The sequence below is a fragment of the Streptomyces sp. NBC_01304 genome, from assembly GCF_035975855.1.
Taxonomy (GTDB): Bacteria; Actinomycetota; Actinomycetes; order Streptomycetales; family Streptomycetaceae; genus Streptomyces.
In genome coordinates, this window is record NZ_CP109055.1 from 6210920 (window position 1) to 6236188 (window position 25269).

At 71.1% G+C, this 25269-nt stretch carries 20 protein-coding genes; 13 read left to right on the forward strand and 7 right to left on the reverse strand.

Annotated features, from left to right (window positions below; translation table 11 throughout):
- Positions 1-4: 4 nt before the first annotated feature.
- Positions 5-772, reverse strand: coding sequence for a TetR/AcrR family transcriptional regulator (locus tag OG430_RS27750; protein WP_327355327.1), 768 nt, complete (start codon positions 770-772; stop codon positions 5-7).
- 113 nt (positions 773-885) lie between these two features.
- Between OG430_RS27750 and OG430_RS27755 the strand changes: the two genes are divergently transcribed.
- Entirely contained in the window at positions 886-1923 is a 1038-nt protein-coding gene (locus OG430_RS27755) for an ATP-binding cassette domain-containing protein (protein WP_442816563.1), read from the forward strand.
- Positions 1920-2792, forward strand: coding sequence for an ABC transporter permease (locus tag OG430_RS27760; RefSeq protein ID WP_327355328.1), 873 nt, complete (start codon positions 1920-1922; stop codon positions 2790-2792). The genes OG430_RS27755 and OG430_RS27760 overlap by 4 nt, the downstream gene beginning before the upstream one ends.
- 83 nt (positions 2793-2875) lie before the next feature.
- On the opposite strand, the gene OG430_RS27765 is transcribed toward OG430_RS27760, so the two are convergent.
- The 3 genes from OG430_RS27765 to serC all read right to left on the reverse strand — a co-directional run bounded on the left by OG430_RS27765 (position 2876) and on the right by serC (position 6118).
- A complete protein-coding gene (locus OG430_RS27765) occupies positions 2876-3502 on the reverse strand; it encodes a class F sortase (RefSeq protein ID WP_327355329.1) in 627 nt (208 codons plus the stop codon).
- Complete coding sequence (locus OG430_RS27770) at positions 3495-4676, reverse strand: hypothetical protein (protein ID WP_327355330.1); 1182 nt, start codon at positions 4674-4676, stop codon at positions 3495-3497. The genes OG430_RS27765 and OG430_RS27770 overlap by 8 nt, the downstream gene beginning before the upstream one ends.
- 323 nt (positions 4677-4999) lie before the next feature.
- Positions 5000-6118, reverse strand: a complete 1119-nt coding sequence (gene serC / locus OG430_RS27775) for a phosphoserine transaminase (protein WP_327355331.1) — start codon at positions 6116-6118, stop codon at positions 5000-5002.
- A gap of 311 nt (positions 6119-6429) precedes the next feature.
- On the opposite strand from serC, the gene OG430_RS27780 reads away from it, so the two are divergent.
- The 10 genes from OG430_RS27780 (at position 6430) to OG430_RS27825 (ending at position 20872) form a co-directional block, all read left to right on the forward strand.
- On the forward strand, positions 6430-9207 hold the full coding sequence (locus OG430_RS27780) for an FAD-binding and (Fe-S)-binding domain-containing protein (RefSeq protein ID WP_327355332.1): 2778 nt from the start codon (positions 6430-6432) through the stop codon (positions 9205-9207).
- 134 nt (positions 9208-9341) lie between these two features.
- On the forward strand, positions 9342-10295 hold the full coding sequence (locus tag OG430_RS27785) for an EamA family transporter (protein ID WP_327355333.1): 954 nt from the start codon (positions 9342-9344) through the stop codon (positions 10293-10295).
- Between the two features lie 117 nt (positions 10296-10412).
- Positions 10413-11210: a TIGR03084 family metal-binding protein gene (locus OG430_RS27790; protein WP_327355334.1), complete on the forward strand. Its 798-nt coding sequence runs from the start codon at positions 10413-10415 to the stop codon at positions 11208-11210.
- On the forward strand, positions 11203-12918 hold the full coding sequence (locus tag OG430_RS27795) for an acyclic terpene utilization AtuA family protein (protein ID WP_327355335.1): 1716 nt from the start codon (positions 11203-11205) through the stop codon (positions 12916-12918). Before OG430_RS27790 ends, OG430_RS27795 begins: the two co-directional genes overlap by 8 nt.
- Before the next feature lie 191 nt (positions 12919-13109).
- Positions 13110-14708: an acyl-CoA carboxylase subunit beta gene (locus tag OG430_RS27800; RefSeq protein WP_327355337.1), complete on the forward strand. Its 1599-nt coding sequence runs from the start codon at positions 13110-13112 to the stop codon at positions 14706-14708.
- A gap of 32 nt (positions 14709-14740) precedes the next feature.
- Complete coding sequence (locus OG430_RS27805; protein WP_327355338.1) at positions 14741-16621, forward strand: acetyl/propionyl/methylcrotonyl-CoA carboxylase subunit alpha; 1881 nt, start codon at positions 14741-14743, stop codon at positions 16619-16621.
- Positions 16618-17778 (forward strand): acyl-CoA dehydrogenase family protein, encoded by a 1161-nt coding sequence (locus OG430_RS27810; RefSeq protein WP_327355339.1) that lies wholly within the window; start codon positions 16618-16620, stop codon positions 17776-17778. Before OG430_RS27805 ends, OG430_RS27810 begins: the two co-directional genes overlap by 4 nt.
- 198 nt (positions 17779-17976) lie before the next feature.
- Entirely contained in the window at positions 17977-19575 is a 1599-nt protein-coding gene (locus OG430_RS27815) for an AMP-binding protein (protein ID WP_327355340.1), read from the forward strand.
- On the forward strand, positions 19572-20297 hold the full coding sequence (locus tag OG430_RS27820; protein ID WP_327355341.1) for an enoyl-CoA hydratase family protein: 726 nt from the start codon (positions 19572-19574) through the stop codon (positions 20295-20297). The genes OG430_RS27815 and OG430_RS27820 overlap by 4 nt, the downstream gene beginning before the upstream one ends.
- Positions 20285-20872, forward strand: coding sequence for a TetR/AcrR family transcriptional regulator (locus tag OG430_RS27825; protein WP_327355342.1), 588 nt, complete (start codon positions 20285-20287; stop codon positions 20870-20872). Before OG430_RS27820 ends, OG430_RS27825 begins: the two co-directional genes overlap by 13 nt.
- 145 nt (positions 20873-21017) lie before the next feature.
- Here OG430_RS27825 and pdxH read toward each other — a convergent pair whose 3' ends face one another.
- The gene (gene pdxH, locus OG430_RS27830) at positions 21018-21644 is read right to left on the reverse strand and encodes a pyridoxamine 5'-phosphate oxidase (protein ID WP_327359245.1); all 627 of its coding nucleotides are present in this window, start codon (positions 21642-21644) and stop codon (positions 21018-21020) included.
- Positions 21645-21919: 275 nt separating this feature from the next.
- On the opposite strand from pdxH, the gene OG430_RS27835 reads away from it, so the two are divergent.
- A complete protein-coding gene (locus OG430_RS27835) occupies positions 21920-23014 on the forward strand; it encodes a citrate synthase 2 (RefSeq protein WP_327355343.1) in 1095 nt (364 codons plus the stop codon).
- Positions 23015-23158: 144 nt separating this feature from the next.
- On the opposite strand, the gene OG430_RS27840 is transcribed toward OG430_RS27835, so the two are convergent.
- Entirely contained in the window at positions 23159-24019 is an 861-nt protein-coding gene (locus OG430_RS27840; RefSeq protein ID WP_327355344.1) for an alpha/beta fold hydrolase, read from the reverse strand.
- Between the two features lie 503 nt (positions 24020-24522).
- Complete coding sequence (locus OG430_RS27845; RefSeq protein WP_327355346.1) at positions 24523-25215, reverse strand: metal-dependent transcriptional regulator; 693 nt, start codon at positions 25213-25215, stop codon at positions 24523-24525.
- Positions 25216-25269: the final 54 nt, after the last annotated feature.

The window sequence follows — 25269 nt, forward strand, 5'->3', positions numbered from 1 at the left end:
TCTGTCACTCTTCGCTGCGCTGTGAAACCAGTGCCTGGAAGCCGTCGATCAGAGCCTTCAGGCCGAACTCGAAGTGGTCGAAGTCCGTGCCGAAGGTGTCCTCGGAGAGCGAGGCCATCAGTGGGAACTCGCCGCTGAGCATGGCCTTTTCGAGGAAGGGCTGCTGGCGTCCCCAGAACTCCTCGTCGCTCAGACCGGTCTCCTTGACCGCCTCGGCCGCCTCCAGTTCCATGCGGGCGATGCCCTGCGTATAGCTCTGCACCGCGATGATCACGGAGATCAGCTCGGGGTCGCGCAGGCCCATCGTGCGCAGCGGTCCGAGCACTAGCTCCAGTCCGCGCAGCGCGCTCGGGCCGAGGACGGTGCGGGCCTGGTTGACCTTGAGCAGCCAGGGGTGGCGGCGGAACAGCGCGAGGTGTTCGCGGGCCAGGCACTCGATGGAGAGCCGCCAGTCCGCAGGCGCGGTCGCCGTGCCGTCGCCGAGGGACTCGCCCTGCACCCGGTCCAGCATCAGGTCGAGCAGCTCCGCCTTGCCGGGGATGTACCGGTACAGCGACATCGTGCCGGTGCCCAGCTCGGTGGAGAGCCGGCGCATCGAGACGGCGTCCAGGCCCTCGGCGTCGGCGAGCGCGACGGCCGTCGACACGATCCGGTCGAGGGTCAGGGCCGGCTTGGGGCCGCGGCTGGGCCGGGCGCCCGTGCCCCACAGGAGTTCCAGGCTGCGCGCGATGTCGCCGCTGCCGCTGGTTTCCGTGCCCTTCGTGCTGCTCATGGGAGGCAGCCTAGTCGCTTTCACAAAAACTGGGTACGGTGTACTCGTTATCGGGTACGGTGTACTCAGTTCGCCGCCCGGCAGGGGGTGGCGAGCGTGCCCAGGAGGAAAACGTGAACCCCGAGAACGGATACGCCGTGCAGGCCGAGGGCCTGCGCAAGACGTACCGGACCAAGCAGGAGACCAAGCACGCCCTCGACGGCTTCGACCTGACCGTCCACAAGGGCACCGTGCACGGACTGCTCGGGCCGAACGGCGCGGGCAAGACCACCGCCGTGCGGGTCCTCGCCACGCTGTTGAAGTTCGACGGCGGCCGGGCCCTGGTCGCGGGCCTCGACGTCGCGAAGGACCCCCGTGCGGTACGCCGCCGCATCGGTCTCACCGGGCAGTACGCGGCCGTCGACGAGACGCTCAGCGGGCGGCAGAACCTGGAGATGTTCGGCCGGCTCTTCCACCTCGGCGGGCGCCGGGCCCGGCTGCGGGCGGGCGAACTCCTGGAGCAGTTCGACCTGGTGGAGGCGGCCGGCAAGAACGCCGGGGACTACAGCGGCGGCATGCGGCGCCGCCTCGACCTCGCCGCCTCCATGATCCTCGCCCCCGAGGTGCTCTTCCTCGACGAGCCGACGACCGGCCTCGACCCGCGCGGCCGGGGCGAAGTCTGGGAAGCCGTACGGGCGTTGGTGGCCGGCGGCACCACGGTCCTGCTCACCACGCAGTACCTGGAGGAGGCCGACAAGCTCGCCTCCCGCATCACCGTCATCGACCAGGGCCGGGCCATCGCCGACGACACCCCCGACGGCCTCAAGAACCGCGTCGGCGGCGACCGCATAGAGGTCGTCGCCACCGAACCCGCCGACCTCGCGCGGATCGCCGAGGTCGTGGCCCGCGTCTGCAACGGCGTACCGGCGACCGACCGGCCCGAGCGCCGGGTGCACGCGCCCGTGCGGGACCGGGTGGCGGCCCTCACCGAAGTGGCCCGCACCCTGCAGGACGAGGGCATCCAGGTGGAGGACATCGGCCTGCGCAGGCCGAGCCTCGACGACGTGTTCCTGCGCCTTACCGGGCACCGTACGGACTCCACCGAGACGACAGGGACGGCAGGGACGGCAGTGGCGACAGCTACGACGCAGAAGGAAGAGGTCGCGGCATGAGCGCCGGACTGGAAGCCAAGCCCGTGGACGTGCGGCCCGTGGTCGACCTGGGTGTCGAGAGCGGCGACGAGCGGCGCGCCTACTGGGCCGTGGTCGACGCCTGGAACGTGGTGCGCCGCACCCTCACCCACTACCAGCGCCAACCCGTCCTGATCGTCTGGCAGTTGGGCTTCCCGATCATCTCGGTGCTGCTGTACGCGTACGTCTTCGGCGGCGCCATGAAGTCGCCCGGCGCGGAGAAGGGCGCCAGCTACCGGGACTTCCTGATGCCCGGCATGTTCGTGATGACGATGGCCTTCGGCCTGATGAACACGGCGACGAGCGTGGTGCACGACGCGACCAAGGGCGTCATCGACCGGTTCCGCTCCATGCCCATGGCGCCGTCCGCAGTCGTCACCGGGCGCGCGATCACCGATCTCCTCGTCGCCTGCGCCGAGTTGACGATCCTGGCGCTCACCGCCCTCGCCATGGGCTGGCGCCCGGACGGCGACCCGCTCGCGCTGCTCGGCGGCTTCTCGCTCATCCTGCTGCTCAGGTTCTGCCTGATCTGGGCGGGCGTCTGGCTCGGCCTCCTGGTGCCCAACCCGGAGGCGGCCGGCGGGCTCTACGCCCTCGTCTTCCCGTTCACCATGATCTCCAGCATCTTCGTGGCGACCTCGTCGATGCCGGGCTGGCTGGGGACGGTCGCGGCCTGGAACCCGATCTCCTCGACGGGCGCCGCGGCCCGGGAGCTGTTCGGCTATCCCGTGGTCAGGGACGGCAGCTGGATCCAGGACCACGCGGTCCTGATGGCCGTGGTGTGGCCACTGGCGCTCACCGCGCTCTTCCTGCCGCTCGCCGTGCGCAGGTTCCAGGCGCTGAGCCGCTGACCTCTTCCGTCGTACGCCGACGGGCTCGTCCTCGAAAGAGGAGCGAGCCCGTTCGCGTACTGCAGTGAAATGCCCTGCGATACCTACGCCTTGCCGGTCAGGTGCGCGAAGACGACGACGTTGGAGTCCCAGTGGCGGTCCTTGGTGAGGTCGCCGCCGCAGGTGATCAGGCGGAGCTCCGCCTTGTCGGTCTTGTTGTAGACCTTGTCCGTCGGGAACTGGTCCTTCTTGTACGTGTCCACCTCGTCGACCTTGAAGACGGCGGTCGTGCCGTCCTCGCGGCGGATGTCGATCTCCGCGTTCTTCTTCAGTTCCTTGAGGTTGTAGAACACGGCCTTCGGGGTGTCCGCGGTGTCCATGTGGCCGGCGATCGCGGCCGGACCCTTCTCACCCGGCGTCGGGCCCTGCTTGTACCAGTCGGCCTTCATCGGCTGGTCGAACGGCGGGGTCTCCATCTGGCCGTTCGCGTCCAGGCCCACCGTGCCGAGGTCGGCGTCGACCTTGATGCTGGGGATGTCGATGTGGTTGGGCACGGACGGCGTGAGCACGCTCGCCGACTCCGCGTTGACGTGCTGGGTGCCGCCGCCGTCCGAGGACTTCGAGCAGCCGGACGCCAGGCCGACCGCGAGGGCGGCGGCCCCCGCCAGGGCCGCCGCGCGGTACACGCGACGGCGGCCCTGGCGGGGGCGCATGGCCTCGGGCTCAGCCATTGTTGTTGCGGCGACGGAGCACCGCCATGCTGGTCAGACCGGCCGCACCGAGGGCGGCGACGCCGGCGCCCAGGGCGATGTCACCGGCGTTGGACGAGCTGCCGGCGGCCGGGGCCATACCGGTGTTGACCGAGCCCTTCGGGGTCTTGTGGTCCGAGGGGTTGACCGGCTTGACCGGGCTCACGTGCTTGTCGGTGACGTTGAAGGTGGCCGTGGCGCCGGAGTTGGCGGTCACCTTGTAGGCGCCGACCTTCACGTTGGCGACGGTCGCCTGGCCGTGCCACTTGCCGTCCTTGCCCAGGGTCAGCTTGACGTTGCCGCCGAAGGCCGCCGAGTTGGCGGAGTAGCTGCTCTGCGGGTTGCCGGAGCCGGTCAGGGTGAGGTCGATCTTGTCACCGGACTTGCCGGAGCCCGGGCTCAGCGCGAGGGAGGACTGGCCGGGCTTCGGGGCGGGGGTGTCGCTGCCCTGGACGCCGAACTTGGCGCTGTCGACGAGCTGGTTGCCGACGTAGCCGTCCACCTTGTAGTAGCCGGACTTGACGTCCTTGGCCACCGTGGCGGTACCGCCCCAGACACCCTTCGAGCCGGGCTTCGGGGTCAGGGAGACCTTGCCGCCGAACACGTCGGACTTGACGTAGGGGGTGCCCTGGAGGTCGCCGGTCTTGATCTCGACCTGGACCTTGTCGCCGGCCTTGCCGCCGTCCGTGGACAGGGACATCGACGCCTTGCCCGGGTCGGGCTTCACGCCGCCGGTGTTCACCGAGAAGCTCGCGCTGCCCTCGGCGCCCGTGTCGCCGTAGTTGGCGGTGACCTTGAGGGTGGCGGTGCCGATACCGTAGCCCGACTTCACGGTGCCGGTGACGAGGTAGTCGTTGCCGCCGTTGCCCGGGGTGACGGAGATGCCGCTGAGGGCGTCGGAGGAGGCCGTGACCTTCGCCTTGCCGCTGGTCGTGACCTTGGCCGTGACCTTGTCGCCGGCCTTGTAGCCGGTCTTGTCCTTCGGGGACGAGGTGATGGAGACGACCGGGGCCGCCGAGCCTTCGTCGGACTTGGCCGACGCCGACTTGGAGGGGGCCGGGGCGGGAGTGGCGTCGGCGGCGAACGCGGTCGCCGGGGCGGCCAGACCGATCGAGGCGACTACGGCGATGGCCGAGAGGGTGAGCGCCTTACGCATGGGTGGAATCTCCTTGCAGTACCGGGCATTTGCTGCGGTGCACTGGTTATGAGTCCCATCCTGCGCGCATGGTTTCGCCGGGGTTTTGCCCTAGAGCAAGGCCAGGGGAGAAGGTCCTGGGCCCTTGATTCAACTGGCAGTTGACCTCTTCACCAAGGCAAAGGATGTGCTTTGCCTCAATTTTTGGGACCTAAGTCCCACAGGGTCGTAGGGGGTGGATAAGACGGATGCGTACGCCGTATGTAGGCCGCGTAACGAAGGGCCCGGCACAACGAAAAGGGGCCCGGCACCGAAGTGCCGGACCCCTCTCGGAAACGTACGGGCTACAGCTTCTCGATGACGTAGTCGATGCAGGCGGTGAGCGCCTGGACGTCCGCCGGGTCGATCGCCGGGAACATCGCGACGCGCAGCTGGTTGCGGCCCAGCTTGCGGTACGGCTCCGTGTCCACGATGCCGTTGGCGCGCAGCGCCTTGGCGACCGCGGTCGCGTCGATCTCGTCGGCGAAGTCGATCGTGCCGATGACCTGCGAGCGCTTGGCGGCGTCCGTCACGAACGGGGTCGCGTACTTCGACTCCTCGGCCCACGAGTACAGGCGGGTCGAGCTGTCCTTCGTACGGGCCGTGGCCCAGTCCAGACCGCCCTGGCCGTTGATCCAGTCCAGCTGCTCGGCGAGCAGGAACAGGGTGGAGAGGGCCGGGGTGTTGTACGTCTGGTTCTTGCGCGAGTTGTCGATCGCCGTCGGGAGGCTGAAGAACTCCGGCACGTGGCGGCCGGACGCGTGGATCCGCTCGGCGCGCTCGATCGCGGCCGGCGAGAACACGCCCAGCCACAGGCCGCCGTCGGAGGCGAAGGACTTCTGCGGGGCGAAGTAGTAGACGTCCGTCTCGCGGATGTCGACCGGCAGGCCGCCCGCGCCGGAGGTGGCGTCCACCAGGACGAGCGAACCCTCGTCGGCGCCGGAGACCCGCTTGATCGGGGCGGCCACGCCGGTGGAGGTCTCGTTGTGCGTGTACGCGTACACGTCGACGCCCGCCTCGGCGACCGGCTCCGGGTGGGTGCCCGGGTCGCTCGCGATGACGGTCGGCTCGGCCAGCCAGGGCGCGAGCTTCGCGGCCTTGGCGAACTTGGAGGAGAACTCGCCGAAGTTCAGGTGCTGCGACTTGTTCTCGATCAGGCCGTGGGTCGCCACGTCCCAGAACGCGGTGGAGCCGCCGTTGCCCAGGATCACCTCGTAGCCCTCGGGGAGGGAGAAGAGGCTCTGGACGCCCTCGCGGACCCTGCCGACCAGGTTCTTGACCGGGGCCTGGCGGTGGGAGGTGCCCAGGAGGGAGGAGCCGGTGGCGGCGAGCGCTTCCAGCGCCTCGGGGCGCACCTTGGAGGGGCCGGCGCCGAAGCGGCCGTCCTTGGGCTTGATGTCTGCGGGAATCTGGATCTCAGCCACGTCGGGAGCCTAGCGGCTCCTTGGGGCGGGGGTTCTCGAGGTCCACCTCGTGGGACGGGGTGTCCAGGGCGTGGTCGCCCGGGGGCGGCCCCCAGGTCCCCTCTGTTCTCGGCCTCCGGCCGGGATTTCCCCCACCCCGCCCCTTCCCGTAAGGCTGCGCCGCCTTGCCTTCCGCCCTGCGGGCGGTGTCCTCAAACGCCGGACGGGCTGATTCATCGCTGATGAATCAGCCCGTCCGGCGTTTGAGGACAATCCTTGAAGCCGTCCGCAGGACTTTCGGGAAGGGGCGGGGTGGGGTGAAAAATGGCCCCATGGGCATCGAGCGTGAGCTTCGTCGCACCGTCCGCGGAGACGTGGACTTCAGCCGGTCCGCCAGGGCCCTGACCACCATGGACGCGTCCAACTACCGGCGCATCCCCCTCGGGGTGGTCGCCCCAAGAGACGCCGACGACGTGCGAGCCACCCTCACCGCCTGCCGGGACGCGGGCGTCCCCGTGGTCGCCAGGGGTGCCGGAACTTCGATCGCGGGGCAGGCCACCGGCACCGGTGTGGTGCTCGACTTCACCCGGCACATGGCAAGGATCGAAAGGCTCGACCCGGAGACCCGGACCGCCAAGGTCCAGCCCGGCGTCGTCCTCGACCGCCTCAGGGAAGCCGCCGCCCCGCACGGGCTCACCTTCGGCCCCGACCCCTCCACCCACAGCCGCTGCACCCTCGGCGGCATGATCGGCAACAACTCCTGCGGCTCGCACTCCGTGGCCTGGGGCACGACCGCCGACAACGTCCACGGGCTTGAGGTCGTCACCGCCGCCGGGGACACCCGCACCCTGGGCCAGGGCTGGCAGGGCGCCCCGGACGGGCTGCGGGCCCTGGTGGAGCGGGAGTTGGCGCTCCTGCGCACCGGGTTCCCCGAGCTCCCGCGACGGATCAGCGGGTACGCCCTGGACGCTCTGCTCCCCGAGCACGGCACCGACCTGGCCCGTGCCTTCTGCGGCAGCGAGGGCACCCTCGGCGTGCTGACCGAGGCGACCGTGCGGCTCGTCGAGGCACCCCGCGCCCGCGCCCTCGCCGTGCTCGGCTACCCCGACGAGAGCGCCGCCGCCGAGGCCGCCGCCGGGCTGCTGCCGTACGGCCCGCTCACCGTGGAGGGCATGGCCGCGGATCTCGTACGAGGTACTAAAGGCCTGCCCAAGGGCGCGGCCTGGCTGTTCGTGGAGACCGGTGGGGAGACCGAGGGGGAGGCGAGGGCGCGGGCCGAGCGGATCGTGCGCGCGGCCGACGTCCTGGATGCCCTCGTCGTCTCCGACCCGCCCGCCCAGCGCACCCTGTGGCGCATCCGCGAGGACGCCTCGGGCACCGCGACCCGGATGCCGGACGGCACCGAGGCCTGGCCCGGCTGGGAGGACTGCGCGGTGCCGCCCGCCCGACTCGGCGCGTATCTGCGGGACTTCCGTGCGCTGCTCGCGGATCACGGGCTGCGCGGGACGCCGTACGGGCACTTCGGGGACGGCTGCATCCACGTACGCATCGACTTCGATCTCCTCGACGAGCCGGGCATCGCCCGCTTCCGGCGCTTCTCCGAGGAGCTTGCCGAGCTGGTCGTCGCGCACGGCGGCTCGCTCTCCGGCGAGCACGGCGACGGCCTCGCGCGGGCCGAGCTGCTACCGAAGATGTACGGGCCCGAGCTCGTGCGCGTCTTCGAGCAGGTCAAGGCCCTCTGGGACCCGGCGGCCATCCTCAACCCCGGCGTCCTCGTGCACCCGGCGCCGCTCGACGCGAACCTGCGGTTCGCCCCGCTGCCCCGCAAGCCCGTCGACGTCGCCTTCGGCTATCCCGCGGACGGCGGCGACTTCTCGGCGGCCGTACGCCGCTGCGTCGGGGTCGCCAAGTGCCGTGACGCGACGGCGACTTCGGCGGTGATGTGTCCCTCCTTCCGTGTCACCGGCGCCGAGGAGCACTCCACGCGCGGGCGGGCCCGGCTGCTGCACGAGATGCTTGCGGGCGAGGTCGTCACCGACGGCTGGCGCTCGACGGAGGTACGGGACGCGCTCGACCTGTGCCTGTCCTGCAAGGGGTGCCGGTCGGACTGTCCGGTGGGCGTCGACATGGCGACGTACAAGGCGGAATTCCTGCATCAGCACTACAAGGGGCGGCTGCGCCCGGCGGCGCACTACGCGATGGGATGGCTGCCGAGGTGGCTGCGGCTCGCCGCGCCCTTCGCGCGGGTGGCGAACGCGGTCGCCGGGCTCCGCCCAATGGCCGCTCTGGCCAAGCGAGTCGGTGGCATCGCGCCCGAGCGACAGCTTCCGAGGCTGGCGCCGCGCACGTTCCGGAAGTGGTTCCGGAAGCGGGGAGCGAGCGGGGCGCGGCCGACCGTCGTGCTGTGGCCCGACACCTTCACGGACCGCCTCTCGCCGTCCGTCGGCCAGGCGGCCGTGCGCGTTCTGGAGGCGGCCGGGATCGGCGTCGGGCTGCCGGAGCGCGAGGTCTGCTGCGGGCTGACGTACGTCTCCACCGGCCAGCTCGACCGGGCCCGGACGGTCATGCGCCGCACGCTCGACCGCGTACCGCCCGATCTGCCCCTGGTCGTCCTCGAACCGAGCTGCGCGGCCGCCCTGAAGTCGGACCTGCCCGAGCTGCTCGGCGAGGACGAGCCCCGGGCTGCTCAACTCGCCGCCCGGGTAAGGACGTTCGCGCAGGCTCTGGAGGAGCTGGCCCCGCACTGGCAGCCCCCGCGCATCGACCGTGAGGTGGTCGGCCAGACGCACTGCCATCAGCATGCGGTGCTCGGCGACGCGGCGGAGCGCAGGCTGCGGGAGCGGGCGGGGCTCGTCGGTGAGCTGAGCGGGGGGTGCTGCGGGCTCGCCGGGAACTTCGGGTTCGAGGCCGGGCACTACGACGTGTCCGTGGCCTGTGCGGAGGAGCGGTTGCTGCCTTCGGTGCGGGCGGCCGGTCGGGACGCCGTGGTCCTCGCGGACGGCTTCTCGTGCCGTACGCAGCTGGAGCAGCTGGCCGCCGCTGACCTGGGGGAACGGCGCGGGCGGCACCTGGCGGAGGTGCTGGACGAGGCGCTTGGAGGTACTGGCTGAGGCCTCGCGCGGTCGCCCCGGGCAGCTCCTGACCAGGCGCTCGGTGACAGTCCCTAAATGGGTTCACGGACCTGACGTAGTCCAGTATCTTAGACGCGTAGGTCCATGATGATGCACGCAAGGGGCGAGCGCCAATGAGTTCAGTGAGCAGCAGTGCGGCGGTGTCCGAGCCGGGCCTGGCGGGGCCCGGCGGGGGCCGGGCCGAAGGGCGTTCGCTGGGGCCCGTCGGGCTCGTCCTCACCGGCTGTGTCTCGGTCCAGTTCGGCGCCGCGCTCGCGGTGACGCTCATGCCGAGGGCCGGGGCGCTCGGCGTGGTCACGCTGCGGCTCGTCGCCGCGGCCGTGATCCTCCTCGTCGTCTGCCGGCCCAAGCTGCGCGGGCACTCGCGGTCCGACTGGGGCACGGTCGTCGCCTTCGGCACCGTGATGGCCCTGATGAACGGGCTCTTCTACCAGGCGGTCGACCGCATCCCGCTCGGTCACGCCGTCACCCTCGAAGTCCTCGGCCCGCTCGCCCTGTCCGTGATCGCGTCCCGCCGCGCCCTCAACGCCCTGTGGGCCGCGCTCGCCCTCGTGGGGGTCGCCCTGCTCGGCGGCGCCGGAGGGGCGGGATTCGGTGAACTCGACCTGGTGGGTGCGGCGTTCGCGCTCGCGGCGGGTGCGATGTGGGCGGCGTACATCGTCTTCAGTGCCCGTACGGGCCGGCGCTTCCCGCAGGCGGACGGCCTTGCCCTGGCGATGGCGTTCGCGGCGCTGCTCAGCGTGCCGTTCGGGTTCGTGGAGTCGGGCGCCAAGCTGCTCGTGCCGAGCACGATCGCGCTGGGCGCGGGCGTGGCGGTGATGTCGTCGGTGCTGCCCTACACGCTGGAACTCCTCGCCCTGCGCCGCCTTCCGGCATCGACGTTCGCCATCCTGATGAGCCTGGAACCGGCGATCGCGGCCACGGCCGGCTTCCTGATCCTGAGCCAGGGCCTGTCCCTCACCGACTCGCTGGCCATCGTGCTGGTGGTCGCGGCGAGCATGGGGGCGGTGCGCACTCAAGTGGGGCGGGCGAAGGCGGGGCTTGCCGAGACCGGGCAGGCTCAGTAAGTCGCTGGGGAGGCTCAGTAGTCACCGGGCGGGCCGAATAATCCAAGCACGCTTGATTGTTTCTTGTGGCGCTGCCATGCTCACCCACACATCGACGTCCCGTGTGGGGAGTGCGCCGTGTCCGACCCCGTGTCCGTGCTCGACGATCTGCGCGACGAGAGCGCTGAACTCGACGCCCTGGTAGGGGAGTTGGGGGCGGCCGACTGGTCCCGCCCCACCCCCGCCGAACGCTGGACCATCGCCCACCAGATCGCCCACCTCGCCTGGACCGACCACGCAGCACTGCTCGCCGTGACCGATCCGGCGGGGTTCGGCGAGCTGGTCAAGGTGGCGCTCGCCGCGCCCGACTCCTTCGTCGACGAGGGGGCGGAGGAGGGCGCGGGCCTGCCGCCCGCCGGGCTCCTCGCCCGCTGGCGGGAAGGGCGCGACGCACTGCAACAGGCCCTGCGGGAAGCCCCGCCCGGAGTCCGCTTCCCCTGGTACGGCCCGCCCATGGGGGCCACCTCCATGGCGACCGCCCGCCTCATGGAGACCTGGGCGCACGGGCAGGACGTCGCCGACGCGCTCGGTGTCGTACGGCCCCCGACGGCACGGTTGCGGCACGTCGTGCACATCGGGGTCAGGACGCGGGACTTCGCCTTCGGGGTGCGCGGGATCGAGGCGCCGGGGGAGCAGTTCAGGATCGAACTCGCCGCCCCCAACGGGGACTTGTGGACGTACGGACCCGAAGACGCCCCGCAGCGGGTGACGGGGAGTGCGTACGACTTCTGTCTCCTCGTGACCCAGCGCGCGCACCGCTCCGACCTGGATCTGCGCGCCGAAGGCCCCGACGCCGACCGCTGGCTGGACATCGCACAGGTCTTCGCCGGGCCGTCCGGGAAGGGGCGGGAGCCGAAGGGGGCTTCCGGTGAGTGAGGCGGGCGGGGCGCCGCGTGAGCCGCTGCGGATAGGCAACGCCTCCGGGTTCTACGGCGATCGCTTCGACGCGATGCGCGAGATGCTCACGGGCGGGCGGCTCGACGTCCTCACCGGGGACTACCTCGCCGAGCTGACCATGCTCATCCTCGGCCGCGACCGGCTCCGCGACCCCGGCCTCGGGTACGCCAAGACCTTCCTGCGGCAGCTGGAGGAGTGCCTCGGGCTCGCCCAGGAGCGGGGCGTGCGGATCGTGGCCAATGCGGGCGGGCTGAATCCGGCCGGACTCGCCCAATCCGTACGGGAGTTGAGCGAGCGGGTCGGGGTGCCGGTGCGCGTCGCCCATGTCGAGGGCGACGATCTGCTCGCGCGCGGAGGCTGGGGCGAGGGCGTGCTCACCGCCAACGCCTATCTGGGCGGGGCCGGGATCGCGGAGTGCCTGCGGGGCGGCGCCGAGGTGGTGGTCACCGGGCGCGTGACCGATGCCGCCCTGGTCACCGGGCCTGCGGTCGCGCACTTCGGCTGGGGGCCAAAGGAGTACGACGCCCTCGCCGGGGCCGTCGTCGCCGGGCACGTCCTCGAATGCGGTACGCAGGCCACGGGGGGCAACTACGCCTTCTTCACCGGCCATGACGTCCGGCGGCCGGGCTTCCCCGTCGCCGAGCTCGCGGCCGACGGCTCCAGCGTGATCACCAAGCACGAAGGTACGGGCGGCGTCGTGGACGTGGGCACGGTCACCGCCCAACTCCTGTACGAGACCGGGCCGGCCCGGTACGCGGGCCCCGACGTCACCGCCCGCCTCGACACGGTGCGGCTCGCGTCGGACGGCCCCGACCGGGTCCGCATCTCCGGCGTCCGGGGCGAGGCCCCGCCACCCACCCTCAAGGTCGGCCTCAACCGCCTCGGCGGCTGGCGCAACGAGGTCGTCTTCGTCCTGACCGGGCTCGACGTCGACGCCAAGGCCGAGCTGGTGAAGGGCCAGGTGGAGGACGCTTTTACGCGGGCCAAGTCCCGCCCCGCGTCGGTCCGTTGGGAGCTCGCCCGCACGGACGCGCCGGACGCGGCGACGGAGGAGACGGCCAGTGCCCTGCTCCGCCTTGTCGTGCGGGACGCCTCCGAGCGTGCCGTGGGGCGGGCCGTGAGCGGGGCGGCGATCGAGCTGGCGCTCGGCAGCTATCCGGGCTTCCATGTGACGGCTCCGCCCGGGAAAGGGGCGCCGTACGGGGTGTTCTCGGCGGAGTACGTCCCGCAGGGCGAGGTCTCGCATGTCGCCGTGCTGCCGGGTGGGGAGCGGGTCGCGGTGCCCGCGCCTGCGGTCGGCCTCCCCTTGGAGGCCGTCCCGGCACCTTCGCCGCCCGAGCCCTTGCCTCCGGCTGCGACCCGGCGGGTGCCGCTCGGGCTGCTCGCCGGGGCCCGCAGTGGGGACAAGGGGGGTGACGCGAACGTCGGGGTGTGGGTTCGCTCCGAGTCGGCCTGGCGGTGGTTGACGCATGCGCTGACGGTCGACCGCTTCCGTGAACTCCTGCCGGAATGCGGTGAGTTGCCGGTGACTCGGCATGTGCTGCCGAACCTGTGGGCGCTGAACTTCGTGGTCTCGGGCCTGCTGGGGGAAGGCGTGGCCTCCCAGGCCCGGTTCGACCCTCAGGCCAAGGCGCTGGGGGAGTGGCTGCGGGCGCGGGAGGTCGAGGTGCCGGTGGATCTTTTGTGACTCTTCCTTCCCCACCCCGCCCCTTCCCGAAATCCTGCGGAGCTGTGTCCTCAATCGCCGGACGGGCTCCTTTGGAGCCCGTCCGGCGATTGAGGACAGCCTTTGAAGCCGGCGGCAGCCTTACGGGAAGGGGCGGGTAGGGGACAAAAGCGCCGGAACCACCCACCAACCCGCACCCAACGAGGTGACCCATGACCGCCCTCCCCACCGCCCTGGACCCCGCGGGACCCGAATACAAAGCCCACCGCGAGCACATGCTCACCAAACTCGCCGAGCTCGACACAGAACACGCCAAAGCCCTCGCAGGCGGCGGCCAGAAATACCTCGACCGGCACCGAAAGCGCGGCAAGCTCCTCGCCAGGGAGCGCATAGAACTCCTCCTGGACCCGGACACCCCGTTCCTGGAGCTGTCGCCGCTCGCAGCGTGGGGCAGCGACTACACCACCGGCGCCGCGATGATCACAGGCATCGGCACGGTCGAAGGCGTGGAATGCCTGATCACCGCCAACGACCCGACGGTCAGAGGCGGCGCCTCCAACCCCTGGACCCTGAAGAAGGCCTTCCGCGCCCACGAGATAGGCCACGCCAACCGCCTCCCCTCCATCCACCTGGTGGAGTCCGGCGGAGCAGACCTCCCCTCCCAGAAGGAGATCTTCATCCCGGGCGGCGCCCTCTTCAAACACCTCACCCAGTCCTCCGCGGCCGGCATCCCGACCATCGCGGTGGTCTTCGGCAACTCCACCGCCGGAGGCGCGTACGTCCCCGGCATGTGCGACCACGTGATCATGGTCAAGGAGCGTGCGAAGGTCTTCCTCGGCGGCCCGCCCCTCGTGAAGATGGCCACGGGCGAGGAGTCCGGCGACGAGGAGCTGGGCGGCGCCGAGATGCACGCCCGCACCTCGGGCCTCGCCGACTACCTCGCCGCCGACGAACCCGACGCCCTACGCCAGACCCGAAGGGTCGTCGCTCGCCTCAACTGGCGCAAGGAACACGCCGATCCGCAACCCGGGGAGGCGCCGAAGTACGACGAGGACGAACTCCTCGGCATCGTCCCCGGCGACCTGAAGACCCCCTTCGACCCCCGCGAGGTCATCGCCCGCATCGTCGACGCCTCCGACTTCGACGAGTTCAAGCCCTTGTACGGCCCGAGCCTCGTCACCGGCTGGGCGGCGCTGCACGGCTACCCGATCGGCATCCTCGCCAACGCGCAAGGCGTGCTGTTCTCCGAGGAGTCGCAGAAGGCGGCCCAGTTCATCCAACTCGCCAACCAGCGCGACATCCCGCTCCTCTTCCTCCACAACACCACCGGCTACATGGTCGGCAAGGAGTACGAGCAGGGCGGCATCATCAAGCACGGCGCGATGATGATCAACGCGGTCAGCAATTCCAAGGTCCCGCATCTCTCCGTCCTCATGGGGGCGAGCTACGGCGCCGGTCATTACGGCATGTGCGGCCGCGCGTACGACCCCCGCTTCCTCTTCGCCTGGCCCAGCGCCAAGTCCGCCGTCATGGGGCCGCAGCAGCTCGCGGGCGTCCTGTCGATCGTGGCCCGGCAGTCCGCCGCCGCGAAGGGGCAGCCGTACGACGACGACGCGGACGCCGCGCTGCGCGCCATGGTGGAGCAGCAGATCGAGTCGGAGTCGCTGCCGATGTTCCTGTCCGGGCGGCTGTACGACGACGGCGTCATCGACCCCCGCGACACCCGCACCGTCCTCGGCCTGTGCCTGTCCGCGATCCACACGGCCCCCGTCGAAGGCGCGCGCGGCGGCTTCGGCGTCTTCCGGATGTGAGGAAACCTCTCTTGAACTCCGAGGAACTACCCTTGATCTCCAAGGTACTTGTGGCCAACCGCGGCGAGATAGCCTGCCGTGTCTTCCGCACCTGCCGTGACCTGGGCATCGGCACGGTCGCCGTGCACTCCGACGCGGACGCCGACGCGCTCCACGTACGCGAGGCGGACACGGCGGTACGGCTCCCGGGTGCGGCCCCCGCCGACACCTATCTGCGCGGCGATCTCATCGTCAAGGCCGCCCTCGCCGCCGGTGCGGACGCCGTGCACCCCGGCTACGGCTTCCTCTCCGAGAACGCCGACTTCGCCCGCGCCGTCCGCGCCGCCCGCCTGACCTGGATCGGCCCGCCGCCCGAGGCGATCGAGGCGATGGCGTCCAAGCCCCGAGCCAAGGAGCTGATGGGCCTCGCGCCGCTGGGCGAGGTGACGGAGGCGGACCTGCCGGTGCTGGTCAAGGCCGCTGCGGGCGGTGGCGGGCGAGGGATGCGGGTCGTACGTGAACTGGGGGCGCTGAAAGGCGAGTTGGAGGCCGCCGGGGCCGAAGCCCTCAGCGCTTTCGGTGACGGCGAGGTCTTCGTCGAGCCGTACGTCGAGGGCGGCCGCCACGTCGAGGTGCAGATCCTCGCCGACACCCACGGCACGGTCTGGGCCCTCGGCACCCGCGACTGCTCGCTCCAGCGCCGCCACCAGAAGGTCATCGAGGAGGCCCCCGCGCCGGGGCTGGGCAAAGAAGTGACCGCAGAGCTGGGGGAGTTGGCCGTACGTGCCGCGCGCGCGACCGCGTACGAAGGGGCCGGAACCGTCGAGTTCCTTGTCGCCGACGACGGCCGGGCGCACTTCCTGGAGATGAACACCAGGCTCCAGGTCGAACACCCGGTGACAGAGGCCGTGTTCGGGCTCGATCTGGTGGCCCTGCAGATCCAGGTCGCCGAAGGGGTGGCCCTGGACCCGGAGCCTCCGTCCCCGCGCGGTCACGCCGTCGAGGCCCGCCTCTACGCCGAGGACCCGGCGGCCGACTGGGCGCCGCAGACCGGCACCCTGTACCGCCTCGACGTGCCCGCCCGCCGCGAAGCGGCTGATAGATACTGTCGCCTGGACACCGGCTACACCGACGGCGACGCGATCGGTGTGCACTACGACCCGATGCTCGCCAAGGCGGTCGCGTACGCCCCCACCCGCGCGGAGGCGATCCGCAAGCTGGCGGGCGCCCTGGAGCGGGCCGCCGTCCACGGGCCGGTCACCAACCGCCAGTTGCTCGTACGTTCCCTGCGGCACCCCGAGTTCACGGGGGCCCGCATGGACACCGGCTTCTACACACGCCACCTCGCCGAGCTCACCGCGCCCGCCGGGGACCCGTACGCCCCTCTCGCCGCAGCCCTCGCCGACGCACACGGCCGGTCCCGGTTCGGCGGCTACCGCAACCTGCCCTCGCAGGACCAGGTCAAGCGGTACCGGAGCGAGCCGGACGGCGTCGAGCACGAGGTGCGCTACCGGCACACCCGGGCCGGCCTCACCGCGGACGGGGTACGGGTGGTCGCCGTCGCCCGCGACCGGGTCGTCCTCGAAGTCGACGGCGTTCAGCGGCAGTTCGAGGTGTCGACGTACGGCCCTCGCATCCACGTGGGCGGCACGACGCTCACCGCCCTGCCCCGCTTCCCCGAGGCCGCCGACCACCGGGCGCCCGGCTCGCTGCTCGCGCCCATGCCCGGCACGGTCGTCCGGCTCGCCGCGTCGCTGACCGAGGGCGACCGGGTGGAGGCGGGCCAACCCCTCATCTGGCTGGAGGCCATGAAGATGGAGCACCGCATCACCGCTCCGGTCTCCGGCACGCTCACCGCACTGCACGCCGCACCCGGCCGCCAGGTCGAGGTCGGCGCCCTGCTGGCCGTCGTACAGGAGGAGGACATCGCATGAGCCCCGTCATCGAATCCCAGGAACACAAGGACCTGCGCGCCGCCGTGGCCGCGCTCGGCACGCGGTACGGCCGCGACTACATGACCAAGGTCGTACGCGAATCCGGGCACCCCGACGAACTGTGGGCGGAGGCCGCCAAGCTCGGCTACCTCGGGGTGAACCTGCCCGAGGAGTACGGCGGCGGGGGAGGCGGCATAGCCGAACTGTCCATTGTCCTGGAGGAGTTGGGCGCGGCGGGCAGCCCGCTCCTGATGATGGTCGTGTCGCCCGCGATCTGCGGCACGGTCATCGCGCGCTTCGGCACCCAGGAGCAGAAGCGCGAGTGGCTGCCGGGGCTCGCGGACGGCTCGCGGACCATGGCCTTCGGCATCACCGAGCCCGACGCGGGCTCCAACTCGCACCGCATCACGACCACGGCCCGCCGGGACGGCGACGACTGGCTGCTCACCGGCCGCAAGGTCTTCATCTCGGGCGTCGACATCGCGGACGCGACGCTCATCGTGGGCCGCACCGAGGACTCCCGCACGGGCAAGCTGAAGCCCTGCCTGTTCATCGTCCCGCGCGATGCTCCCGGCTTCCAGCGCCACCAGATCGACATGGAACTCCAGGCCCCGGAGAAGCAGTTCGAGCTCGTGCTCGACGACGTACGGCTGCCCGCGTCCGCCCTGGTCGGGGACGAGGACGCCGGTCTGCTGCAGCTGTTCGCCGGGCTCAACCCCGAGCGCATCATGACGGCGGCGTTCGCGGTGGGCATGGGGCGGTACGCGCTGGGGCGGGCCGTCTCCTACGCGAAGGAGCGGCAGGTCTGGAAGGCGCCGATCGGGGCGCACCAGGCGATCGCGCATCCGCTCGCGCAGTCGCACGTCGAGCTGGAGCTGGCGCGGCTGATGATGCAGAAGGCTGCCGCCCTGTACGACGCGGGGGATGACGTGGGGGCGGGGGAGGCGGCGAACATGGCGAAGTTCGCGGCGGGGGATGCGTGCGTGAAGGCGGTGGACCAGGCGGTCCACACCCTGGGCGGCAATGGGCTCACCCGTGAGTACGGGCTGGCCTCGCTGATCGTGGCCTCGCGGGTGGCCCGGATCGCTCCGGTGAGCCGGGACATGATCCTGAACTACGTCTCGCATCAGACGCTGGGGCTGCCGAAGAGCTACTAGTTCCCCACCCCGCCCCTTCCCGAAATCCTGCGGAGCTGTGTCCTCAAACGCCGGACGGGCTGATTCATCAGCCATGAATCAGCCCGTCCGGCGTTTGAGGACAATCTTTAGAAGCCGGCGGCAGCCTTACGGGAAGGGGCGGGTAGGGGAGAAAATCCACCGCACAACCCACCCCGCCGCACCAGGAGGGCCCAACAGATGGTGTTCCACAGCGACTTCGGAGACGTCGACCCGGTCAACGAGCCCATCCACGACGCAGTCCTGGGCCAAGCGGCCAAGTTCGGCGAGATCCCCGCCCTGATCGACGGAGTCGAGGGCACCACCCTCACCTACGCCCAACTCGACAGCGCCCACCGAAGGCTCGCCGCGGCCCTCGCAGAGGCCGGCGTCGCCAAGGGCGACGTCATCGCCCTGCACAGCCCCAACACCGTCGCCTGGCCCACGGCCTTCTACGCCGCAGCCCGCGCCGGCGCGAGCGTCACCACGGTCCACCCCCTCTACACCCCGGAGGAATTCGCCACCCAGCTCCGCGACGCGCACGCAAGCTGGATCATCACGGTCTCCCCGCTCGCCGCGACCGCCCGCGCCGCCGCCGAACTCGCGGGCGGCATAAGGGAGATATTCATCTGCGACCAGGCGACCGAGGAGGGCGAGGGCAGCGGCCACCGCTCCCTCATCGACCTCCTGCTCACCACCACCGCCCCCGAGCCGGACATCGCCATCGACCCGACCGAGGACATCGCCGTACTCCCGTACTCCTCGGGCACCACGGGCGTCCCCAAGGGCGTGATGCTCACCCACCGCTCCATCGTCACCAACCTGAACCAGCTCTACCCGTCGATCCAGATGGCCCCGGGCGACCGCATCCTCGCCGTGCTGCCGTTCTTCCACATCTACGGCCTCACCGCCCTGATGAACGCACCCCTGCGGCACGGCGCGACCGTCGTCGTGCTGCCCCGCTTCACCCTGGAGACGTTCCTCGCGGCGATCGAGAAGCACCGCATCACGGGCCTGTTCGTGGCCCCGCCGATCGTCCTGGCGCTGGCCAAGCACCCGGCGGTCGCGCAGTACGACCTCTCCTCGCTCCGCTACATCATCAGCTCCGCCGCGCCCCTGGACGCCGAGCTCGCCGCGGCCTGCTCCGAGCGGCTGGGGCTGCCCCCGATCCTGCAGGGGTACGGCATGACGGAGCTGTCCCCGGTCACCCACGTCGTCCCCCTCGCGGCGACCGACCCGCCGCCCGGCACGGTCGGCAAGCTGATCGCCTCCACCGAGATGCGGCTGACCTCCCTCGGCGACCCGGCCAAGGACGCCGCCCCGGGAGAGGTGGGCGAGGTCGCCATCCGCGGGCCCCAGGTGATGAAGGGCTACCTCGGCCGCCCGCAGGCCACCGCCGAGATGATCGACGCCGACGGCTGGCTGCACACCGGTGACATCGGCCGGGTCGACGAGGACGGCTGGCTCTTCGTCGTCGACCGCGTGAAGGAACTCATCAAGTACAAGGGCTTCCAGGTCGCGCCCGCCGAACTGGAGGCGCTCCTGCTCACCCACCCCGCCATCGCCGACGCCGCCGTCATCGGGGTATACGACGAGGAGGGCACGGAGATCCCCAAGGCCTTCGTCGTCCCCCAGCCGGCAACCGGGCTCACCGCCGACGACGTCATGACGTACGTCGCCGAACAGGTGGCCCCGCACAAGAAGATCCGCCGCGTCGAGTTCATCGAGGCGGTGCCACGCGCGGCCACGGGGAAGATCCTCCGCCGCGAACTGCGTGACAGGGAGAAGCAGAGTTCATGATCCGCAGCCATGACCGGGGCATCACCACACTCACCCTGGATGCCCCGGCCAACCGCAACGCCCTCTCGGCCAAGCTGGTCGCCTCCCTCACCGAGGCCCTGACCGACTGTGCCGCCGACCCGGACGTACGCGCCGTCGTCCTCACCCACACCGGGTCCACCTTCAGCGCGGGCGCCGACCTGCGCGAGCCGCCCAGCCTGTACACCTTCGTCGACCTGATGCGGCAGATCGTGACCCTGCCCAAGCCGGTCGTCGCCCGCGTGGACGGGCACGCGCGCGCGGGCGGCCTCGGCCTGCTCGGCGCCTGCGACCTCGCGCTGGCCTCCCGGACCTCCGATTTCGCGTTCACGGAGGTACGTATCGGCGTCGCGCCCGCCGTCATCTCGATGCCGCTCCTGCCCCGCATGGAACCCCGCGCGGCCGCCCGCTACTACCTCACGGGCGAACGCTTCGACGCGGAGCACGCGGCCGCCGCAGGCCTGATCACCGAGGCCGCGGACGACGTCGACGACGCGCTCACCGGCGTACTCGAAAGCCTGCGCAAGGCGTCCCCGCAGGGCCTGGCGGAGGCGAAACGCCTGGTCACGGCTAGAGTCCTGGAAGCCTTCGAGCGCGACGCGGAGGACCTGGTGCAGCGCTCGGCCTCGCTCTTCGCGTCGCCCGCGGCCCGCGAGGGCATGACCGCCTTCCTCGAACGACGGGACCCCGCATGGGTGTTGTGACCCAGGCCGACCGCCATCCCAAGCAGGACCGCAGTCGCGCCACCCGCCAGCGCCTCCTGGAAGCCGCCGTCGCCTGCCTCGCCGACCTCGGCTGGGCGGGCTCCACGGTCTCCGTCGTCGCCGAGCGCGCGGGCGTCTCGCGGGGCGCGGCACAGCACCACTTCCCGACGCGCGAGGTCCTGTTCACGGCGGCCGTCGAGTACGTCGCCGAACAGCGCTCGACCGCCCTCAAGTCCCTCACCGCCGAGGACCGCCGCTCCGTGGTCGCGGCCCTCGTCGACCTCTACACCGGCCCCCTGTTCCGGGCCGCCCTGCACCTGTGGGTCGCGGCATCGAACGAGGACCAGCTGCACGCGCGGGTGACGGAGCTGGAGGCGCGGGTGGGCCGGGAGACCCACCGGATAGCGGTGCGGTTGCTCGGCGCGGACGAGTCACATCCGGGCGTACGCGAGACGGTGCAGGGTCTGCTGGACATGGCACGGGGGCTGGGCCTGGCGAACCTGCTGACGGATGACGGGGCGAGGCGGGAGCGGGTGGTGGCTCAGTGGGCGAACCTCATCGATGAGGCGCTCTAGTCAGCCTGTCCGGCGTTTGAGGACGAAGGGGGTCTGGGGCGCAGCCCCAGGACCTCAGTCCACCCACCCCAAGCTCCGCAGGATTTAGGGAAGGGGCGGGGAGGGGCAAATATCCGGGGGTCTGGGGGCGGAGCCCTCAGAGGCCTCAAGGAGAGAGCCGCTCCACCTTCCAGCCGCCCTCGCCGAGAGCCACGTACCGCAGCCGATCGTGCAGCCGGTTCGCCCGCCCCTGCCAGAACTCCACCGCATCCGGCACCACCCGCACCCCACCCCAGTGCGGCGGCACCGGAACCTGCTCGCCCTCCGGGTAGCGCGCCGCCAACTCCGCGTAGGCGCGATCGAGTTCCTCGCGCCCGGCGAGCACCGACGACTGGGCGCTGGCCCACGCCCCGAGCTGCGACCCGTGCGGCCGGGTCCGGAAGTACGCCGCCGTCTCGTCCCGCCCGACCCGCTCCGCCGTACCGGTGACGATCACCTGACGGGAAATCGGATGCCACGGGAAGAGCAGCGAGACATACGGGTTGGCCTCGATCTCACGGGCCTTGCGCGAGCCGTAGTTGGTGTAGAAGACGAAGCCCTGCTCGTCATATCCCTTGAGCAGCACGGTCCGTGAACTGGGCCGCCCCTCGGCATCGGCGGTCGCCACGACCATCGCGTTGGGCTCGTGCAGACCGCTGTCCGCCGCCTCCTTGAACCAGCGGGCGAACTGCGCCACGGGCTCGTCCGCGAGGGCGACCTCGTCGAACTCCTGGCTGCGGTACTGCTCACGCATGGCGGCGGGGTCGAGTGCGCGATCATTCACGACACCATCTTGCCGTACGGCTCCGGCGTACGGTCGAGTGTGGCCTGTGGCACTCAGTGCCGTTGGAACTCCCGAAGGGTGGCACTAAGGGATATCGTCCTGCCCCACGGGGCATCACCCTTCAGTGGCCGGGCCCGGCCTCGAGTCCAGGGACGGACCGGGGAAGCAAGCCCCTGCATCCTGTCGCGTACTTCGAGAACTTCGACCAGTTCGAGTACTTCCCATACTTCACGAGGAGCCGCCTGATGTCCGACTTCGTACCCGGTCTTGAAGGGGTCGTCGCGTTCGAGACGGAGATCGCCGAACCCGACAAGGAGGGCGGCGCGCTCCGCTATCGCGGCGTCGACATCGAGGACCTGGTGGGCCACGTGTCCTTCGGGAACGTGTGGGGCCTCCTCGTCGACGGCGCCTTCGACCCCGGACTGCCCCCGGCCGAGCCCTTCCCGATCCCGGTGCACTCGGGGGACATCCGGGTCGACGTACAGTCCGCGCTCTCGATGCTCGCTCCCGTCTGGGGGCTGCGCCCGCTGCTCGACATCGACGAGGCGCAGGCCCGTGACGACCTCGCCCGGGCCGCCGTGATGGCGCTGTCGTTCGTCGCGCAGTCGGCGCGTGGGCAGGGGCTGCCGATGGTGCCGCAGAGCGAGATCGACAAGGCCAAGACGGTGGTCGAGCGCTTCATGATCCGCTGGCGCGGGGAGCCGGACCCCAAGCACGTCAAGGCAGTTGACGCGTACTGGACCTCGGCCGCCGAGCACGGCATGAACGCCTCGACGTTCACCGCCCGGGTCATCGCGTCGACGGGCGCGGACGTCGCGGCGGCCCTGTCGGGCGCGGTCGGGGCCATGTCCGGGCCGCTGCACGGCGGGGCGCCCTCCCGGGTCCTCGGCATGATCGAGGAGATCGAGCGCACGGGTGACGCGGAGGCGTACGTCCGCCAGGCCCTCGACAAGGGCGAACGTCTGATGGGCTTCGGCCACCGGGTCTACCGGGCGGAGGACCCCCGGGCCCGCGTGCTGCGCCGCACGGCGCGGGAGTTGGGTGCGCCGCGCTTCGAGGTCGCTGAGGCCCTGGAGAAGGCGGCCCTGGCGGAGCTCCACGCCCGCCGCCCCGACCGTGTCCTCGCGACCAACGTCGAGTTCTGGGCGGCGATCGTCCTGGACTTCGCGGAGGTGCCGGCGCACATGTTCACGTCGATGTTCACGTGCGCCCGTACGGCGGGTTGGTCGGCGCACATCCTTGAGCAGAAGCGGACGGGTCGGCTGGTCCGGCCCTCGGCGCGGTACGTGGGGCCGGCTTCGCGTAGTCCGCAGGACGTGTCGGGGTACGAAGGGATTTAGTCCCCGACCCGACCCGACCCGACCCGACCCGACCCGACCCGACCCGACCCGACCCGACCCTTCCCGTAAGGCTGCCGCCGGCTTCAAGGACTGTCCTCAAGCGCCGGACGGGCTGATTCGTCAGCCCGTCCGGCGCTTGAGGATTCAGCCCGTCAGAACCCCGTCCAGGAATGGCTCAATCGCAGCCCGCCAAGCCTCCGGCTGGTCGTAGTGGACGAGATGTCCCGCATCAGGAACCTCCGCGTACGCCCCACGAGGCAGCACGCGCACCATCTCCTGGGCCTCGGCGCGGCCCAACTCCCCATCCAGGCCCCGAACGACGAGCGCAGGACACTGCACCTGGGCCAGCTCCTCCCAGTGCGCGTCGTACACCCACGTCTCCCGCGACACCAGCATCTGATCCCGCGAGAAGACGGGCCGCCACCCGTCGTCGGACTCGGTCATCACCTCGGCGTAGAAAGAACCCCGCGCGGGATTGGGCCGCTCGACCCAGGGGTCGTCCTCCCCGAACCACTTGCGCACGTCCGCCAGCGTGGCGAAGGGCAGTGGCCAGGCCCGGAACCAGTCGGCCCACTCCCGCTGGGAGGCGGCGCCGAGCGCCGAGGCCCGCATGTCGCAGATGACCAGACCCCGCACGAGGTCGGGCCGGCGCGCGGCCAGCTGCCACGCGGTGAGCGCTCCCATGGAGTGGCCTATGACGACGGCGGGCGCGAGCCCGAGCTGCTCCAGGGCCGCCTCGGCGTCGTCGACATAGGCCTCGCGGTCGTACGGCCCCTCCGGGGGCTTGTCGCTCTGTCCGTGTCCGCGCTGGTCGAGCGCGACCGCGCGATGTCGCTCGGCGAGCCAGCGCGCGGTGCCGGCCCAGTGCGAGGCACGGCCCATCAGGCCGTGCAATAACAGCACGCCGGGAGCCTGCGCGACCTCCCTGGTCTTGGGAGGGTCCGCGAACTCCCAGGCGGCCAGGCGTGCACCACCCGCTCCGGTTACGTCGATGCGCCGCACCATTGGCTTTCGGCACCCCCCTCGCTCTGGGCGTACGTACAACGTACGGGCACGTTATCGAACCCCCATTCGAAACGGCCGTTTCTGGCGAGAACACCCCTCGTTCGAGTGACCGCGCTCAAGGATTGACCGGCGCTGCCGAGGGGAGATCTTCAGCGGGAGGCGGACCGCTCGGGGAAAACGGTCCGAGGGGAGTGCAGACCCTGGGAGCTCGGGGCTCCGGGTCGGCACAGGGGAGGACAGGCCCCGGCGCCGCAGGGCGCCGGGGCCCTCTGCGCTGGTACGGCCCATCTCTCTGCCCTCCCCTGACCCGAGGGGGCAGACATGGGCGGGCCCGGCCAGACCTCGCCGCCCACCCGGTCAAGACCCCTCAGGTCATATGCCTCTCGCGACAGCCTCGCACGCAAATCGTCCGTCCGCTGCGATTCCGCAGAGTGAGTCTTGGTTTTCGGCGCCCAATTTCAACGCCCAAGTCCCGCTGCGGATGGGGTAGTTGAGGCCCCGGCTCAGCGCTTGGCGACGAACACGTGCGAGGCGACGTCTGCCTCGAGCTCCGCCGCCTCACCGCTGCTGCCCACGAGCACCCCGCCCGCGGACTCCGTCACGCTGACCACCGCGCCCGGCTGCACTCCGGCCCGGCGCAGCGTGTACATCAGCTGGGCGTCGGTCTGGATGGGCTCGCCGATGCGGCGCACGACCACGGTCTTGCCCTCGGCGCCCGGGTCCAGATCGGCGAGGCTCACCATGCCCTCGTCCAGGAACGGGTCCGCCTCGGCCTTCTCGCCGAGCTCTTCCAGGCCCGGGATCGGGTTGCCGTACGGCGACTCCGTCGGGTGCCGCAGCAGCTCCAGAACGCGCCGCTCCACGGCCTCGCTCATGACGTGCTCCCAGCGGCAGGCCTCCGCGTGCACCTGCTCCCACTCCAGGCCGATCACGTCGACGAGCAGGCACTCGGCGAGCCGGTGCTTGCGCATGACGCGCGTGGCGAGGCGTCGCCCCTCTTCCGTCAGCTCCAGGTGACGGTCGCTGGCGACGGCCACCAGGCCGTCCCGCTCCATGCGCGCCACCGTCTGGCTGACCGTCGGGCCGCTCTGATCGAGCCGCTCGGCGATCCGGGCGCGCATGGGGACCACACCTTCCTCCTCGAGCTCGAGGATGGTGCGGAGATACATCTCCGTAGTGTCGATCAGTCCGGACATACGTGCCCCTCGATGCTGTGACGTGTAATCGCGTCGCTCGTTGCTCTTCGCCTG